The following is a 16,682-nucleotide window of genomic DNA, read 5'->3' as shown; positions in this document are numbered from 1 at the left end:
AGAACGGTGTAATTCCCTTCTACGCGTTTCGCATACAGATCTTCTCCAAAGTAAAAAGCCAACAGAAAATCTGCTGGCTTTTGTACGAATATTATTGAGTTGCTCGCTCATATTTAGCAATGTGATCACTGTATTGAAGTGTTAATCCAATCTCATCTAAGCCGTGAATCAACATGTTTTTCCAATACTCGTCAATGTCAAACGTATGAATCCCGCCTTGGTCATCTTCAATCACTTGCTCTTCAAGGTTCACACGTAATTGCAGTGTTCCTTCTTCAAACCTCTCTTCCCAATTCCGTACGACTTCAAGCGGCATTCGAACAGGAAGTAGACCATTTTTGAAACTGTTGTTGTAAAAAAAATATCACCGAAGCTAGGTGCAATGACGACTTTAAAGCCGTAATCTTGAAGCGCCCAAGCTGCATGTTCACGAGATGAGCCACACCCAAAGTTCTCATCTGCAACGAGAATTGTCGCATCTTTTGCACGCTCGTAGTTCAATGGAAATTCAGGATCTGGCTGATCGTTTTCAAGTAGTCGCCAATTGTAAAATAAAAACTGTCCGAAACCTGTACGCTCTACCCGTTTTAAAAACTGCTTCGGTATAATTTGATCGGTATCAATATTGACATAAGGAAGTGCTGCTACAGTTCCAACGTGCGTCGTGAATTTTTCCATTCTATTCCCTCCTTACGATGACGCCGGAATGGCATCTAGCTTTCTAACATCCACGAAATGTCCATGAACCGCTGCTGCCGCTGCCATAATTGGGCTCATTAAATGCGTACGTGCATTTTTCCCTTGTCGCCCTTCGAAATTTCGGTTGGACGTTGATGCACAACGCTCTCCTGCAGGAACTTGATCCGGATTCATCCCTAGACACATACTACATCCTGCATCGCGCCACTCAAATCCCGCTTCAATAAAAATGGTTGCTAAGCCTTCTTCCTCAGCTTGTCGTTTCACTTTCACACTACCCGGAACGACAAGAGCTCGAACCGATTTATCCACTTTCTTTCCTTTTATATAGCGTGCAGCTTCACGCAAGTCACTAATGCGAGCATTTGTACAAGAACCTAAAACACGTGTTGAATTTTGATGTCTTCCATCTTCGTCCCTGGTTCAAGCCCCATGTACTCAAGGGATTGTTCAATTGCACGACGCTCAGTATCTGTTGTGCCATCTTCTGGTGAAGGTACAGCACCGTCAATTGTCACCCCTTGGCCAGGTTCGTTCCCCAAGTAACCATCGGCTTCACTTCACTCGCATCTAAAACGAGTGTCGCATCAAATTTCGCATCAGGATCACTGGCAAGTTGCTTCCACTCTTCAACAATTACGTCGTATGCATCACCGTCAGGCACATTTTCTCGTCCTCGTAGATAGTCAAACGTTACTTGATCGGGGCTAATTAACCCAGCACGAGCACCGCCTTCAATGGACATGTTACAAATTGTCATGCGCTCTTCCATCGTCAAGCCTCGAATGGCTTCGCCACGATATTCAACGACATGGCCTGTTCCGAAATTCACTCCGTATTTAGCAATCAAAGCTAAAATAATATCTTTTGCAGAAACGCCATTTTCTAAGCGACCGTCCACCACGACTTCCATCGTTTTCGGTCGATCTTGCCAGAGCGTTTGTGTTGCCATCACATGTTCTACTTCGCTCGTCCCAATCCCAAAAGCTAGCGCTCCGAATGCGCCGTGAGTTGACGTATGACTATCTCCACAGACGATCGTTTTTCCAGGTTGAGTGAGTCCAAGTTCTGGCCCGATAATATGAACAATCCCGTTGTTTGGACTGTTCAACCCTGCCAATTCAACCCCGAAGTTATTACAGTTTTCAACGAGCACATCGATTTGCTTTTTCGCAATCTTATCAGTGATCGTCTCACGATCTTTCGTAGGAATATTATGGTCCATCGTTGCATACGTCAAATCAGGTCTACGAAGTTTACGGTTGTTAAGTCGTAGCCCTTCGAACGCTTGCGGTGACGTCACTTCATGAATAAGGTGCAAGTCGATATAGAGTAAGTCTGGCTTCCCTTCTTCTTCGTAAACTTTATGACGTTCCCAAACTTTTTCAATGATCGTCTTTCCCATCACACGACTCCTCCTTATCGTAATGCTTTTATAACTGCTTCTGTCATTTCCGTCGTTGTAGAAACAGCACCTTGCTCAGTTGCAATATCTTTCGTACGATAGCCTGCTTCTAATGCTTCTAAAATGGCATCGTCAATGGCTTTTGCTTCGTCTTCCATCTCAAACCCGTATTTCAAGAGCATCGCAGCAGAAGCAATAGCAGCTAAAGGATTTGCAATATTCTGACCGGCGATATCTGGAGCAGATCCGTGAATCGGTTCAAACAAACCGACACCTTGGTCCCCTAAACTTGCAGATGGCAACAGTCCTAGTGAACCGGTCAGCATTGAAGCTTCATCACTTAAAATGTCACCAAACATGTTCTCTGTCAAAATAACATCGAACTGGCTTGGTCCGTGAATGAGCTGCATGGCAGCGTTATCGACGAGCATATGCTCAACTGTTACATCAGGGTAATCTGTTTTCATACGATCTACCACTTCTCGCCATAATCGGCTCGATTCCAATACGTTTGCTTTATCGACAGAAACGACACGTTGATCTCGTAACTTAGCCGCTTCGAATGCTTTTTTTGGCAATGCGTGTAATCTCCGACTCTGAATACGTTAGCGTATCCAATGCTTGCCATTCACCGTTTACTTGTTCACGTTCATGTTTACCAAAGTAAATGCCGCCTGTAAGTTCCCGCATGATCAGTACGTCCACATCTTCAACAACTTCTCGTTTCAGTGGAGATGAATCAAGCAGCGGACCATACGCTTTGACCGGACGTAAGTTCGCAAACAGACCTAAGTTCTTTCTCATTGCAAGCAAGCCTTTTTCAGGCCTTAGAGCTGGTTCATTTTGATCCCATTTCGGACCACCAACCGCTCCTAATAATACCGCATCACTCGATTTACATAGTTCCTCAGTTGAAGAGGGGAAGGGGTCTCCTTCTTCATCAATGGCGACCCCTCCAATGTTTCCGTAATGGAATTCAAACTGTTGATTCGTATTTTTTTTGCAACGGCTTTTAGAATGTGAACAGCAGCTTCAGTAACTTCTGGTCCGATACCATCGCCTGGAAGAACTGCAATTTTCTTTACCATCATTTCCCCTCAATTCTTTATTACACTAACTCTTCAATCGGTTCTTTTGTTGGATTACCACTAATAATTCGGTTCACTGCATTTAAATAAGCAAATGCAGAAGCTTCTAGCACATCATGCGCTGTACCGCGCCCAAGTGATGACTCGTCATTGTAAGTGAGGTGTACAACAACTTCAGCAAGTGCATCTTCTCCACCTGTTACGGATTGGATGCGATAATCTTCAAGCTGTATCGGTTCACCGATTAATCTCGAGAGTGTGTTATAAACGGCTTCGACACTTCCTTTACCCGTCGCCGCTTCTTGAACTTCTTCACCGTCTGGCGTGCGAACAATCACGGTTGCCGTTTGAATGACGTTCTCTTGAGTTGCGACATTCACTTGTAGACTTTTCAGCTCATACATACCATTTTGACTACCCGATTTCTCTGCTGTTAATAAAGCAAAGATATCGTCATCTGTCACGCTTTTCTTTTTGTGTGCAAGATCTTTAAATGCTTTAAATACACGTTTTAAGTCGTCTTCTTCTAACTCAAAACCGAGTTCGGTAATTTTTGTTTTGAAAGCATGCTTGCCAGAGAGCTTTCCTAGCGGCAAGCTATTCTTCTCAACACCAACGAGCTCTGGCGTAATAATTTCATACGTTGTGCTCTCTTTAAGCACGCCGTCTTGATGGATGCCAGACTCATGGGCAAATGCATTTGCACCAACAATCGCTTTGTTGCCAGGCACGATCGTCCCCGTCAACTTACTAACGAGATTACTCGTGCGCTTTAATTCGTTAAGCTTTAGCGTTGAGTTTGCCGCGTAATAGTCTTTTCGAATTTGCAGTGCAACAGCAATCTCTTCTAAAGACGCATTTCCTGCTCGTTCTCCAATACCATTAATCGTACACTCAACTTGGTCGGCGCCACCTTCGATTGCGGCTAATGAGTTTGCAACAGCCATCCCTAAATCATCATGGTTATGAGCAGATAACTTAATCTTCTCTACGTCATGAACATGTTGCTTCATATGTTGGAACATCGCTTTAATTTCATTAGGTGTCGTGTAACCTACCGTGTCTGGCAAGTTGATCACATCTACACCTGCTCGAATGACTTCAGACGAGATCTTAGTTAGAAAATCCCAACTCGTACGACAAGCATCTTCTGCTGAGAACTGTACGACAGGAAACTTCTGTTTCGCATAGCGTACAGCTTCTACAGCAGCATCAAGCACTTCTTGTTGTGTCATTAATAGTTTGTGCTTAATGTGAATGTCAGATGTCGCAATAAAAATATGAATCCTCGGGTTAGCTGTATCTTTTAGTGCTTCGTATGCAGTGTCGATATCTTTTTTTCACGACACGAGAGAGCCCAGTAACGGTGCTGTTTTTTTACCGCCCTTGCAATCTTTTGAACCGAGTGAAAGTCACCTTCATTCGAAGCAGGAAATCCTGCTTCGATAATGTTCACGCCTAAACGATCGAGCTGTTTGGCGATTTCGAGCTTTTCATCGAGATTCAAATTCAAGCCTGGTTGTTGTTCTCCATCTCGCAATGTCGTATCAAAAATATCAATTTCCCGCACGCGAAATCACTCCTTTTTGATCGTGTTTTACAAATGGCATCATTTCACGAAGCTTTTGTCCAACTTCAGTTAATTGATGCTCATGCTCACGCTTGTTGATTGCATTGAATTGTGGACGGTTCGCTTGGTTTTCAACAATCCAACCGTGTGCAAACTTTCCTGTTTGAATGTCTGTAAGAATTTCTTTCATTGCAGCTTTCGTCTCATCCGTTACGATTCGTGGTCCTGCAACAAAGTCACCCCACTGAGCTGTATCTGAAATTGAATAACGCATGTACTCAAGTCCGCCTTCGTACATCAAGTCTACGATGAGTTTCAATTCATGAAGACACTCGAAGTACGCAACTTCAGGTTGATATCCAGCTTCTACAAGTGTTTCAAACCCTGCTTTTACGAGTGCCGATGTACCACCGCAAAGTACCGCTTGCTCACCGAAAAGATCCGTTTCTGTTTCTTCTTGGAATGTTGTTTCAATGATCCCTGCGCGACCTGCACCAATTTGCTTCGCATAAGCGAGTGCGAGTTCTTTCGCTTCACCGTGTGGATCTTGGTGAATTGCATAAAGCGCCGGTACTCCTGCACCAGATTCGTACGTACGACGAACGATATGACCCGGCCCTTTAGGTGCTACCATAAAAACATTGATGTCTTCAGGTGGTTGAATTTGACTAAAGTGAATGTTGAAACCGTGTGCGAACACGAGTGACTTACCACTCGTAAGCGCTGGCTTAATATGATTTTCATAGATTGATGGTTGAGCTTCATCTGGAAGTGCAAGCATCATAATGTCTGCTTTTTCTGCTGCTTCACTTACTTCATATACGTGGAAACCGTCTTCCTCAGCTTTCTCCCAAGAACGCCCGCGACGAAGTCCGATAATAACATCTACGCCGCTTTCCTTCATATTTAATGCGTGTGCGTGTCCTTGAGATCCGTAACCAATTACTGCAACTGTCTTACCTTCTAGTACTGATTCATTGATGTCTGTGTTGTAATATACTGTAGCCATTTTTATCTCTCCTAATTTGTAGTTAAATTTTTTATTGAATAAAGGAATACTTTAATTCTTGAGATTGTGACTTTGAACTTCTCTTAAGCGCTGTTGCACCTGTTCTTGCTAATTCTTTAATGCCGTAAGGCTTTAACAAGTCAATGAGCGCTTCGACTTTTTGGTGATCACCTGTCACTTGGAGTGTCACAGAGTCTCTGCCAACATCGACAATGGACGCTCGAAACGGCCTCGCCAGTGTTTCAATTTCACTGCGATTTTGCGGTGTACTCACAACCTTAATTAATGCGAGTTCACGAGCAACAATCGTGTCTCCTGAAATGTCTCTTACTTTTAAAACGTCAACTTGTTTGTTTAATTGCTTAATCACTTGGTCAAGTGCCCGATCGTTATCGACATTTACAACAAACGTCATTCTAGAAATTTCAGGGTTTTCGGTTACACCGACTGTGATGCTTTCAATGTTAAATTGACGTCTGGCAAATAAACCCGTAATGCGATTCAAAACACCGGAAGAGTTATTAACCGTTGCAGTGATGGTGCGGATCATGGTTTAACCCCCTCCATTTCTTGATGACCTTTCCCAGGTGCAATCATTGGATAGACATTTTCTAAAGATGTGACACGGAAATCAAAGAGTACCGGGCCATCCATCTCAAGCCCTTTCTTTAAAACGTCTCGAGCTTCATCTGGGTTCTCCACTTTAAAACCTGGTATGTTGTAAGCTTCAGCTAATTTGATGAAATCAGGCTGAATCGGAAACAATGAATGAGAATAGCGCTCTTCATAGAACAATTGTTGCCACTGTCTAACCATACCGAGCGAAGCGTTGTTTACGATGACAATTTTTACAGGTAAATTCAGCTCTTGAAGAATCGATAACTCTTGCAACGTCATCTGGAATCCAGCGTCGCCAATGACTGCAACGACAGCTTTGTCAGGTTTAGCAAATTGTGCCCCGATTGCTGCTGGAAAGCCAAAGCCCATCGTGCCAAGTCCCCCTGATGTTACCCAATGGTCTGGCTCATCAAATTGATAGTACTGCGCAGTCCACATTTGATGTTGCCCAACATCGGTTGTAACAATTGCTTCACCATTTGTTTCCTCATAAATCAATTCAAGTAGCTTTTGTGGCTTTAATGTTTCACCGTCTTCTTCGTACCACAGTGGATTTTCTTCTTGATACGAGGTGAGATGTTCATGCCACGCTTTAAACCCGTCGTTCTCTTCATTACTAGCATTTAGAATCTCAAGCGCTCGCTTGGCATCACTTACAATCGGAATATCTGTGTCGATGTTTTTACCAATTTCAGCTGGGTCTACATCAACATGTGCAATCGTGCGTTCGGTGCAAAATGATCAAGATTACCAGTAAGACGATCATCAAATCGTGCTCCGATGTTGATTAATAGATCACTTTCATGAAGTGCCATATTCGCTGTATACAACCCATGCATTCCCGCCATTCCAAGTGAAAGCTCCTCTGACTCTGGAAAACTACCAAGCCCTAAAAGCGTTGTAACAACTGGAATGTTCCGAGTTTTTGCGAAAGTCGCCAGTTCAGATGATCCACCTGAAAGTAAAACCCCGGCTCCTGCAAGAATAACTGGAGCTTCGCACCTTTAATCGCCGCATTCAATTTTTTAATTTGCAATCGATTCGGCTGTACAGTCGGTTGGTATCCAGGCAAATCAATATGCTTTGGATAATTAAATGTTCCGACATTTGTAGATACGTCTTTTGGAAGATCGATGAGTACTGGACCTGGTCGACCGGTAGTCGCAATATGAAAGGCTTGCTTCATGATGGTTGGAATATCTTGAACGTCACGAATTTGGAAGTTGTGTTTCGTAATTGGCATTGTAATTCCAACCATGTCAGCTTCTTGAAAAGCATCTGTACCAATAACACTTGTAGCAACTTGACCTGAAATGACGATCAGCGGCAAAGAGTCAATCATTGCATCAGCAATACCCGTTACGACATTCGTAGCACCAGGACCTGATGTAACGATGCATACACCGGCTTTCCCCGAAACCCTTGCATACCCTTCCGCAGCGTGAACGGCACCTTGTTCATGACGAGCAAGAATGTGACGTATCCCCTTTTTGTAAATCTCATCATAGGTTGGCAAAATTGCACCGCCAGGATAGCCGAATATGATATCGACTCCCTCTTCAACGAGAGATTGCAGAATCATCTGACTGCCACTCATTTGCGTATCTGTTTGTTCGGCAGCTTGCATCTTCGCTTCTACCTCGAGATCCATACTCATCTCTTTTCCTCCTCCATCGCGTATCGTAATCTGTCCACTCAACATTTACGAAAAAAATAAAATAAAAAAAACCTTTCCATCCCTCACTTCTGTTCGACAAAAGGGGCGAAAAGGTTTCGCGGTACCACCCTAATTCCCAGCACCAAAGCGCTGGCTCATGACGCAACCGATTTGCGTCTTTTTCGTAACGATCAGATCGTTGTTCTGACCGGCAGCCACTACTTATGTTCATCGCTGCACTCAGAGGGGAGTTCATCTTAAGCTTTACTGCCGGGTTCTCAGCATCCCTCGGCTCTCTGTGAAGTAAATGTCTTTCGACTACTTATCCTCTTCAACGTTTTAAGTCATTCAATTATACGAATTTCGAATGTTCGATTGATAGATATGTTACCACAAGTATGAATATAAAACATAGTTATTCTAAATTTTTTTGTTATGCTTTCATTTCTTTTTCGTAAACCGGTGTTCCGTCTTGCAGAATCTTCTCACGAAACGCTTCAGTTAATCGAATGGTTTCTTGACCTGGTTTGCCATCAGAGATCACACGACCATCGACTTTAACGACAGCAATGACTTCTGCAGCTGTGCCGGTTAAGAATACTTCGTCTGCTGTATAGACGTCGTGCCTCGTAAACGGTTGTTCTTTTACGGTGTACATTAAGTCATCTGCAATATCAATAATTGCTTGCCTCGTAATTCCTTCAAGGGCACCAACGTATCCTGGTGGCGTGTAAAGCACACCATTCTTTACGATAAAAATGTTGTCACCAGAGCCTTCTGCAACGTATCCGTCATCATTTAGCATCAACGCTTCAGGAACGCCTGCAAGATTGGCCTCAATCTTTACCAATATATTGTTCAAATAATTAAGTGATTTAACCTTCGGACTAAGCACATCAGGACGGTTTCTTCTCGTTGCTACACTGACAATTTCAATTCCCGTCTTATACAATTCTTTTGGAAATAGTGCTAGTTCTTCTGCAATTACAATAACTTGAGGTGTTCCACATGATCTAGGTCTAATCCTAAATTGCCGACCCCACGAGAGACGACGACTCGAATGTACGCATTCTCTAGATCATTCTTACGAACCGTATCGACTACGATTTCTGTCATTTCATCTAATGAATACGGAATTTCCATCATGATTGATCTTGCTGATTCAAAAAGACGAATGAGGTGTTCTTTTAATTTATAGACGTTGTTGTCGTACGTACGAATCCCTTCAAACACGCCATCGCCGTATAAGAATCCGTGGTCATAAACGCTAACTTTCGCTTCATGCTTACGTACGAACTCGCCGTTCATAAATATCCACTGCTGTTCTTCTTCCATACGATCACCTCAAGACTTCAGTAAATGTACACCGTACAAAACCATTTGTTTCTCTCACGAGTACAACGATGTTGTTGTCTATCATACCGCTAAGTGATATGACGGTCAACCGTTTTTTGACAACTTTTCTGACAATATAAAACGATTGTAAAAGAACGTATGTTCGTATATAATAACATTAACTATTTGTTAGGAGTGGATTGACGATGTATTTGCACCCTTATTCTTATTTAGAAAAAGAGCTTTCAACGAATATTGAACAGAAATCAGTCATTGAGCAATTGGAGACCGCTCTTTATAGAAGTATTCCACTTACCATTTCGATACTCAAAGAAGAAATGGCCGCTCATTTACACGGTACATGCGTAGAAGTAGATCACGAAAGCAATCGCGTTGTCTTTAATCAAGACCCAACGTTCTTTTTTTATTCCATTTGAACAAATTACAGATGTCGCTTTTACATAAGATAGGTTTTTCCTCGTATTTTATCATTCGTTTTATTTACGGAGTCGTTATTTTTGTTATATATTATTTTTTTCTTATCAACGATTCTGAGATGAAAGATTTTTGTTTAGTGCTCTTCACCACTTTAAAGCTTCAATCCCCCAAACCCCTAGCGTATTATTTCATTATAAATGATGTTGAATTTTCTAAAGATTATTGACATTTCGATTCGTCTTTCGTTATTATTACAGTATTAACATAGTCCGATATAATATTGTGATACTTTTTCTGGACTAAGGAGGCGTCGTTTTGACAACATCCCTTTCTTCTTATCTCGATCAATTAGAACGAATGGACCATGACTATCCACTTCTTAGAATGATTCAACCAGATGGTAGTAAAGCATTTACTGAAGAAGAGTACGATGTAACATTACTTCTTTCGTTTTACAAACAAATGCTTCGAGCACGCATGTTTGACAGAAAAGCGATTAATTTACAACGTCAAGGTCGGATCGGCACATACGCTCCTTTCGAAGGCCAAGAGGCTGCTCAAATTGGGAGTGCATCCGCTCTTCAACAAGGAGATTGGATGTTTCCGACGTATCGTGACCACGCAGCAACGATGACCTACGGTCATTCATTGGAGACCATATTTCGTTATTGGAAAGGAAGATCGATGGGTGTGTCCCACCTGCTGGGTTAAACATTTTACCTCCTTCCGTTCCCATTGCTACACAATTGTTACACGCTGTTGGTGCATCATGGCTGAACGTTTAAAAGGTCAGGACCGAGTTGCAATTGCCTATTTTGGAGATGGTGCTACTTCAGAAGGCGATTTTCATGAAGGATTAAATTTTGGAAGCGCTTTCAATACACCGACGATTTTCTTTTGTCAAAACAATCACTTTGCAATAAGCGTCCCGATTCATAAGCAAATGAAATCAAGAACGATTGCTCAAAAAGCATTCGCATATGACATTGAAGGCATTCGCGTTGATGGTAATGATGTACTAGCCGTCTACAAAGTGATGGAGTACGCAGTTGAAAAAGCACGTCGTGGAGATGGACCAACATTAATTGAAGCTGTCACGTGGCGTTACGGAGCACATACGACAGCAGATGATCCTACAAAGTATCGCGATCAAAGTATTAATGAAGAACGTCGCGATGAAGATTGTCTTCTTCGGCTTGAGCGATTCCTTCGCCAAGAAGGCGTCTTTGATGAGCAACAGATTGAAGATGCGACACATGAGATTGCGATGGAAATTGATGAAGCCGTAGAACGCTTCGAGCGTGCAGAAAAGCCGAATCCAAATGATATGTTTGACCATGTATTTGAAGATCAAACACCTTCACTACGAGAACAACATCAACAGTTTCAAAAGGAGGTCACTTCATGACGAGTTCTTTACAACAAACCAAAGAATTAACGATGGTGCAAGCCATTACGGATGGGTTAAAGATCATGTTAGAAGAAGACCCGACGACGATGATTCTCGGAGAGGATATCGGTGTAAACGGCGGGGTATTTCGTGCAACAGACGGTCTGCTTGAACAATTCGGAGAGCATCGTGTGATCGATACACCCCTGGCTGAATCTGGCATTATTGGAACGAGTATTGGGCTTGCCCTTAACGGTTTTAAACCGATTGCAGAGATGCAATTCCAAGGGTTTATTTACCCTGCATATGAACAAATTGTTTCGCATGCTATACGAATTCGAACACGTACGCTTGGGGCTTTTACCGTACCGATGGTTATTCGCGCTCCATATGGCGCCGGCATTCATGCTCCTGAATTGCACTCTGATAGTATGGAAGCGATGTTTACACATCTACCTGGATTAAAAGTTGTTATCCCTTCTAACGCTTATGATGCAAAAGGACTGTTAATTTCTGCGATTGAAGATCCTGATCCTGTGTTGTTTATGGAACCGATGCGTACGTACCGTTCTACACGAGCGACCGTACCGAGTGAGAAATATACCGTGAAGATTGGTGAGGCATCGACCCTTACAACAGGAGAAGACGTCACAATTCTTGCCTATGGCAACATGATAAGCCCTGCACTTGCTGCTGCTAAACAGGCAAAAGAGAACGACAATGTCAACGTTGAAGTCGTCGATCTACGTACGTTGTACCCTCTCGATGAACAAACGATTCTTGAATCGGTGGAGAAAACCGGAAGAGTAGTGATTGTCCATGAAGGGCACAAAACGAGTGGGTTTGGCGCTGAACTCATCGCTTTCATTAACGATAAAGCACTCTTTTCTCTTCGAAATCCGATTGTTCGGGTTACTGGTTACGATGTTCACGTTCCTTTCTTTTCAATAGAAGAACATTATATCCCGAATGCAACACGCATTTACAAAGCCATTGAAACCGTGTTGCACGAAGAGTAGGAGGCTCATATATGTTTGAGATGAAATTGACCGATTTAGGAGAAGGCATTCATGAAGGAACGGTCGATACCCTATATGTAGGGGTTGGCGATGTTGTGACTGTGGACCAACCTGTTATCGCTGTACAAACTGATAAAGTAACTGCCGACTTACCATCACCTGTTGCTGGAACGATTAAAGATATTGTCGTTTCCGAGGGAGACGTTGTCTCTCTAGGCGAAGTGATGGTAAAAATAGCGAATCAAAACCAAGAGAAAGAAACGCTCACTACGAAGACAATTGAAAAGGCAACAGCAGAAAGCCAGACCGAACTACCTGCCACTCGATTGTTTCGTTTGCAAAATGTAAAGGCAGCACCGTTCACACGAAAACTCGCACGTACGTACGGGATTGCCATCGAAACAGTAACGGGCACTGGAAAGAACAATCGAATTACGATCGAAGATATACGGCGTCATATTGAACAGCCTACGAGACCCGAAGACGAAGTTGCCGCTTCAACGGCAATTGAGGAGACGACAATGCGCAAAAGCGCCCCCGCGCGAACGTCCATACCGTATAAAGGTCGAAGAAAACAGATTGGCGCAAAAATGACGCAATCAGTCAAAGCAATCCCGCATGTCACTCACTTCGAACGAATTGATGTGACCGAGTTGTTGTCGTTAAAAGAATCTTATAGCCATCAATCTGGCGCAAGCTTATCTTTATCCGCTGTCTTCATAAAAGCAATCGCAATTTCGTTACATGACTTCCCCATCTTCAACAGCAAGCTAGATGAAGAGCGCGGAGAAATTGTCTTTCAAGACACGGTTAACATCGGGATGGCGACACACGCTGAGGAAGGGCTGATTGTTCCGGTTGTGAAAGATGTTGATACACTTAGCATCCAAGAGATTCACGACCAATTCAAACAGTTAACGAAAAAAAAGCGCAAACGAACACGTGTGAGTTGAAAGACTTGCAAGGCGGTACCTTTACGATGAGTAACGTCGGACCGATCGGTGGCGTTTATGCAACACCTATTATTAATTATCCCGAGACAGGTATTCTCTCCTTCCACAAAATTGAAGATACTCCTGTCGTTCGAGACAAAGAAATTGTTATTCGCTCACTACTTAATGTCTCCTTTTCCTTTGATCATCGGGTTGCTGATGGCTTTCATGCTGTCTCTTTCACGAACCGTGTAAAGGAATTGTTAGAACATCCTATGCACTTACTTGTAGCTCTCAAATAAAAAAGCTTGCTCATCATTGATGGGCAAGCTCTTTTTACGTAATAAAGATTGAGGACTGGCATGTAGCTGCTTTTTTTGTCGTGTTGATAAAGCTCTGCGATGACATACGCGACTCGTTTACCTAAGCGGTCTACTCGCGCATGAACCGTTACAACTCCTTCGGTAACCGGCCGATGAAATGTTGTATCTAAGTTAATTGAAGCAAACCCTTGATGATCGTCAAGCTTCGAAGCAATTGCATAAGCCATCATAATATCTGCCGCTGATGATAAAAAGCCTCCCATCACGACACCGTTTCCATTAATAAACGAATCGTCAACCGTCCAAGTTCCAGTAGATTCACCTTCGTTTGCTGCCGTAACACGAATGTTCATCATTGTATCGCACGGAGGCGGCTCAATCTCGCCGTTAGCAACACGTAAAAAATCACGAATTTCAAACCGCTTCATCGTCATCTCTCCTATCACACGTGCACAAGCAACGCTTCGTCATTTCCTTCAGAGAAGATCGTCTCAAAAAATTCAGTTGCAGGTTTAGTTAAAACATTGTAATAATCGGCAAATAATACGGCTGCGTGACCACCTAGCCAATCGTTTGGCAACAACTCTTCTGGTAAGCTCGGGTCTACGAATAGAAACTTCCGATACTCATGAACAAGTTCTGTTCGCTCTACGAAACAAGCACCCAAGTCCATTTGGCCCCGCTCTATTTGATTTCTCGTAATAATGAATCGCTTGCTATACGCATCAATAAACTGACGATATTTCTCATTGATTTCTTCGATATCCCAACATTGTGTAACGAGTTCTTTTTGTTTTTCTGTTTGCTCATAATCGGAAACGAAGAAGTGGATGTATTGCTCAATGTCATAACGTTCTTTCAATTGTTCAACTTCATCTTCTAGAGGATGAGGGGTAATCCAACAACTGTGTGTGAGTGAACCAAACCCACTCCACGATAGTTCCTTTCGAAGCTCATCTCGTAACTTTCGTTTACTTTCAGGTATGGAATAGATGAGCATGCGCCACTTCCCATCCCAATTTTCTTCGTGTTGCTTAAAAATTCTTCTACCTGCTTCTTTCATTCGTCTCGTACCTTGGGTTGTTAGTGAATAGTAGCTTCGATTTCCTTGCTTTTCGGCTTGAACCCACCCTTGCTTTTGCATTCTTGACATGGCAGCACGTACGGCTTGTGCATTATGACCAAATTCTTCAAGTAATCGTATTAGCGTACCAATCCACACTTTACTTCCATAATGTTGAATATAATCTCCATAAATCGTAAAGATCATCGATCTCGTATTTAATTTTTTCGTCAAGAAACTCCGATCCTTTCTTTACTAGAGCCCGCTACAGCGTTCATTATAGCAGAACCGTCCAAAAACAGGGAATGATCGGAAAATAAACTTCCGATCATCCCAATTTTTTTAATGGCTAAGAATTGCACGATCATTCGCAAGTTGATTGCCTTGAATTTTTTTGAAATTCTTCCAGCAAACGCTCAACCGTTAATCGCTGTTTTTCTTCACCTTCTGCTTCAAAAATGATTTGGCCTTTATCCATCATAATTAAGCGGTTGCCTAAGTCTAGTGCTTGTTGCATGTTGTGCGTAACCATAAGTGTTGTTAACTCATTTTTGCTTACGATTTCTTTCGTCTTGTCTGTAATGAGCTCTGCTCGAGAAGGGTCAAGTGCAGCTGTATGCTCATCTAATAGAAGTATAGACGGATCGGTAAACGTTGCCATAAGTAGCGAAAGTGCTTGGCGTTCACCACCTGACAAAAAAACCAACCTTTGCATTTAATCGATCTTCTAACCCAAGACCTAGCGATTCTAGTTGTTCTTTGAAAAACGTCTTTCGACTTTTTGTGACACCTTTTGCGATAAACGAACGTTTTCTCGTTCGGCTATACGCCATTGCCATGTTCTCTTCAATCGTCATTGAAGGTGCTGTCCCTGCCATTGGATCTTGGAAGACACGGCCGATGAGCTTGGAGCGCTCGTGTTCTTTTAACCTTGTTACGTCTTTTGTATCGATTAGTATCTTCCCAACATCAGGGGTTAGATTACCTGCGATTAAGTTCATCAGCGTTGATTTACCGGCACCGTTACTACCAATAACAGTCACAAAGTCACCGTCTTTTAAATCTAAATAGACGTTTTCTAGTGCTGCCTTTTCATCGGTCGTACCTTCATTAAACACTTTAAAGATCTGACTTAGTTGCAGCAACGGATTTCTCCCCCCCATATTGCTCTTTTATCTTACGAGCTTTGCGATATTTACGCCTTCGCTCTTTGCCATTCTCAAGTAGCCTCGGTACGACAAGGGCTCCAATTACAATAATGGCTGTGATGAGCTTCATGTCACCCGTCTCAAGAAACCCTACGCGTAGCGCAAGTGCGACGACCATTCGATAGATGACTGCCCCAACAATAACAGCAATCGTAATTTTGAAAATCGACCCTTTTCCAAAGATCGCTTCACCGATAATAACGGAAGCAAGACCAATAATAATCATTCCGATCCCCATATTCACATCGACGAAACTACTATATTGTGTGACGATCGCCCCGGATAAGGCTACAAAAGCATTGGAAATACCGAGACCTAAAATCTTAAGACGATCCGTATTCGCAGATAAACTGCTAATCATACGTGGATTATCCCCAGTTGCACGAATTGCAAGACCAACTTCTGTACTTAAGAAGAAGTCGGTAAATAGCTTTACGACGATAACAATCATAATGGCGAACAACAAAATACCCCATGTTGAAGGTGTAAATGGTAGATTTAATGTCGTAAACAAACTCGTCATCCAACCATCAAACGGTAATGTCGCCCAAAAACTTTGAAACATCGTCATAATCGTATCTTCACGCATGAGCGGGATGTTCGGACTATTCCCCATAATTCTTAAATTAATCGAGTATAGCGCGATCATCATTAATATCCCGGATAGTAAAGGGTTAATCTTTCCTTTTGCATGTAACGTTCCCGTAATTGAACCGGCTATAAAACCTGCACCAACTGCTGCTAATGTGGCAAGAATTGGTGAGTAGCCACTAACAATCATAATGGCGGCTACAGCCCCACCTGTAACAAAACTTCCATCCACTGTTAAATCGGGGAAGTTCAAAACTCGAAACGATAAATAAACTCCTAGTGCCATAATTCCGTATATGAGTCCAAGTTCAACTGAGCCGAAAAGGGCGGTGAACAT

The 16,682-nt window shown here is 42.7% G+C and carries 9 protein-coding genes, 8 pseudogenes and 1 other annotated feature; of the genes and pseudogenes, 5 read left to right on the top strand and 12 right to left on the bottom strand.

Going from position 1 to position 16,682, the window contains the following annotated elements:
* Nucleotides 1-91: 91 nt before the first annotated feature.
* The 8 genes and pseudogenes from leuD to ilvE all read right to left on the bottom strand — a co-directional run bounded on the left by leuD (nucleotide 92) and on the right by ilvE (nucleotide 9,381).
* Nucleotides 92-678 (bottom strand): annotated as a pseudogene (gene leuD, locus JCM19055_RS09305) (3-isopropylmalate dehydratase small subunit).
* Between the two features lie 12 nt (nucleotides 679-690).
* Nucleotides 691-2,107, bottom strand: a pseudogene (leuC, locus tag JCM19055_RS09300) (3-isopropylmalate dehydratase large subunit).
* Between the two features lie 11 nt (nucleotides 2,108-2,118).
* Nucleotides 2,119-3,192 (bottom strand): annotated as a pseudogene (gene leuB, locus JCM19055_RS09295) (3-isopropylmalate dehydrogenase).
* 20 nt (nucleotides 3,193-3,212) lie between these two features.
* Nucleotides 3,213-4,762, bottom strand: a pseudogene (locus JCM19055_RS09290) (2-isopropylmalate synthase).
* Nucleotides 4,749-5,771 (bottom strand): ketol-acid reductoisomerase, encoded by a 1,023-nt coding sequence (ilvC, locus tag JCM19055_RS09285; protein ID WP_042359538.1) that lies wholly within the window; start codon nucleotides 5,769-5,771, stop codon nucleotides 4,749-4,751. Before ilvC ends, JCM19055_RS09290 begins: the two are co-directional and overlap by 14 nt.
* A gap of 31 nt (nucleotides 5,772-5,802) precedes the next feature.
* A complete protein-coding gene (gene ilvN / locus JCM19055_RS09280) occupies nucleotides 5,803-6,321 on the bottom strand; it encodes an acetolactate synthase small subunit (RefSeq protein ID WP_042359537.1) in 519 nt (172 codons plus the stop codon).
* Nucleotides 6,318-8,040 (bottom strand): annotated as a pseudogene (ilvB, locus tag JCM19055_RS09275) (biosynthetic-type acetolactate synthase large subunit). The gene ilvN and the pseudogene ilvB overlap by 4 nt, the downstream one beginning before the upstream one ends.
* A 104-nt stretch (nucleotides 8,041-8,144) precedes the next feature.
* Nucleotides 8,145-8,390: a binding site (T-box leader), on the bottom strand.
* A gap of 89 nt (nucleotides 8,391-8,479) precedes the next feature.
* A pseudogene (gene ilvE, locus JCM19055_RS09270) lies at nucleotides 8,480-9,381 on the bottom strand (branched-chain-amino-acid transaminase).
* A gap of 206 nt (nucleotides 9,382-9,587) precedes the next feature.
* Here ilvE and JCM19055_RS09265 point away from each other — a divergent pair.
* From JCM19055_RS09265 to JCM19055_RS31570, 5 genes and pseudogenes are all read left to right on the top strand, one after another.
* On the top strand, nucleotides 9,588-9,818 hold the full coding sequence (locus JCM19055_RS09265) for a hypothetical protein (protein ID WP_042359536.1): 231 nt from the start codon (nucleotides 9,588-9,590) through the stop codon (nucleotides 9,816-9,818).
* A gap of 358 nt (nucleotides 9,819-10,176) precedes the next feature.
* A pseudogene (gene pdhA / locus JCM19055_RS09260) lies at nucleotides 10,177-11,227 on the top strand (pyruvate dehydrogenase (acetyl-transferring) E1 component subunit alpha).
* The gene (locus JCM19055_RS09255; protein WP_042359535.1) at nucleotides 11,224-12,228 is read left to right on the top strand and encodes an alpha-ketoacid dehydrogenase subunit beta; all 1,005 of its coding nucleotides are present in this window, start codon (nucleotides 11,224-11,226) and stop codon (nucleotides 12,226-12,228) included. Before pdhA ends, JCM19055_RS09255 begins: the two are co-directional and overlap by 4 nt.
* An 11-nt stretch (nucleotides 12,229-12,239) precedes the next feature.
* The gene (locus JCM19055_RS09250) at nucleotides 12,240-13,181 is read left to right on the top strand and encodes a 2-oxo acid dehydrogenase subunit E2 (protein WP_052366144.1); all 942 of its coding nucleotides are present in this window, start codon (nucleotides 12,240-12,242) and stop codon (nucleotides 13,179-13,181) included.
* A 26-nt stretch (nucleotides 13,182-13,207) separates the two neighbouring features.
* Complete coding sequence (locus tag JCM19055_RS31570) at nucleotides 13,208-13,462, top strand: 2-oxo acid dehydrogenase subunit E2 (protein WP_370543069.1); 255 nt, start codon at nucleotides 13,208-13,210, stop codon at nucleotides 13,460-13,462.
* On the opposite strand, the gene JCM19055_RS09245 is transcribed toward JCM19055_RS31570, so the two are convergent.
* From JCM19055_RS09245 to JCM19055_RS09230, 4 genes and pseudogenes are all read right to left on the bottom strand, one after another.
* Complete coding sequence (locus tag JCM19055_RS09245; RefSeq protein WP_370543065.1) at nucleotides 13,387-13,911, bottom strand: PaaI family thioesterase; 525 nt, start codon at nucleotides 13,909-13,911, stop codon at nucleotides 13,387-13,389. The genes JCM19055_RS31570 and JCM19055_RS09245 overlap by 76 nt on opposite strands.
* Nucleotides 13,912-13,925: 14 nt before the next feature.
* The gene (gene paaX / locus JCM19055_RS09240) at nucleotides 13,926-14,753 is read right to left on the bottom strand and encodes a phenylacetic acid degradation operon negative regulatory protein PaaX (RefSeq protein WP_042359599.1); all 828 of its coding nucleotides are present in this window, start codon (nucleotides 14,751-14,753) and stop codon (nucleotides 13,926-13,928) included.
* 135 nt (nucleotides 14,754-14,888) lie between these two features.
* Nucleotides 14,889-15,691 (bottom strand): annotated as a pseudogene (locus JCM19055_RS09235) (ABC transporter ATP-binding protein).
* Nucleotides 15,666-16,682, bottom strand: coding sequence for an ABC transporter permease (locus JCM19055_RS09230; protein WP_042359534.1), 1,017 nt, complete (start codon nucleotides 16,680-16,682; stop codon nucleotides 15,666-15,668). Before JCM19055_RS09230 ends, JCM19055_RS09235 begins: the two are co-directional and overlap by 26 nt.

This window comes from Geomicrobium sp. JCM 19055, from assembly GCF_000698185.1.
In the GTDB taxonomy this organism is placed as follows: Bacteria; Bacillota; Bacilli; order Bacillales; family Marinococcaceae; genus Geomicrobium_A; species Geomicrobium_A sediminis.
The sequence above is the reverse complement of the archived record's forward strand: the minus strand, read 5'-3'. Positions and strand labels throughout refer to the sequence as shown.

Coding starts and splice junctions, on each gene's coding strand:
- JCM19055_RS31570 (WP_370543069.1), top strand. CDS start 13,208: ATGAGTAACGTCGGACCGATCGGTGGCGTTTATGCAACACCTATTATT.
- JCM19055_RS09250 (WP_052366144.1), top strand. CDS start 12,240: ATGTTTGAGATGAAATTGACCGATTTAGGAGAAGGCATTCATGAAGGA.
- ilvN (WP_042359537.1), bottom strand. CDS start 6,321: ATGATCCGCACCATCACTGCAACGGTTAATAACTCTTCCGGTGTTTTG.
- JCM19055_RS09230 (WP_042359534.1), bottom strand. CDS start 16,682: ATGTTCACCGCCCTTTTCGGCTCAGTTGAACTTGGACTCATATACGGA.
- JCM19055_RS09245 (WP_370543065.1), bottom strand. CDS start 13,911: ATGAAGCGGTTTGAAATTCGTGATTTTTTACGTGTTGCTAACGGCGAG.
- paaX (WP_042359599.1), bottom strand. CDS start 14,753: ATGATCTTTACGATTTATGGAGATTATATTCAACATTATGGAAGTAAA.
- JCM19055_RS09265 (WP_042359536.1), top strand. CDS start 9,588: ATGTATTTGCACCCTTATTCTTATTTAGAAAAAGAGCTTTCAACGAAT.
- JCM19055_RS09255 (WP_042359535.1), top strand. CDS start 11,224: ATGACGAGTTCTTTACAACAAACCAAAGAATTAACGATGGTGCAAGCC.
- ilvC (WP_042359538.1), bottom strand. CDS start 5,771: ATGGCTACAGTATATTACAACACAGACATCAATGAATCAGTACTAGAA.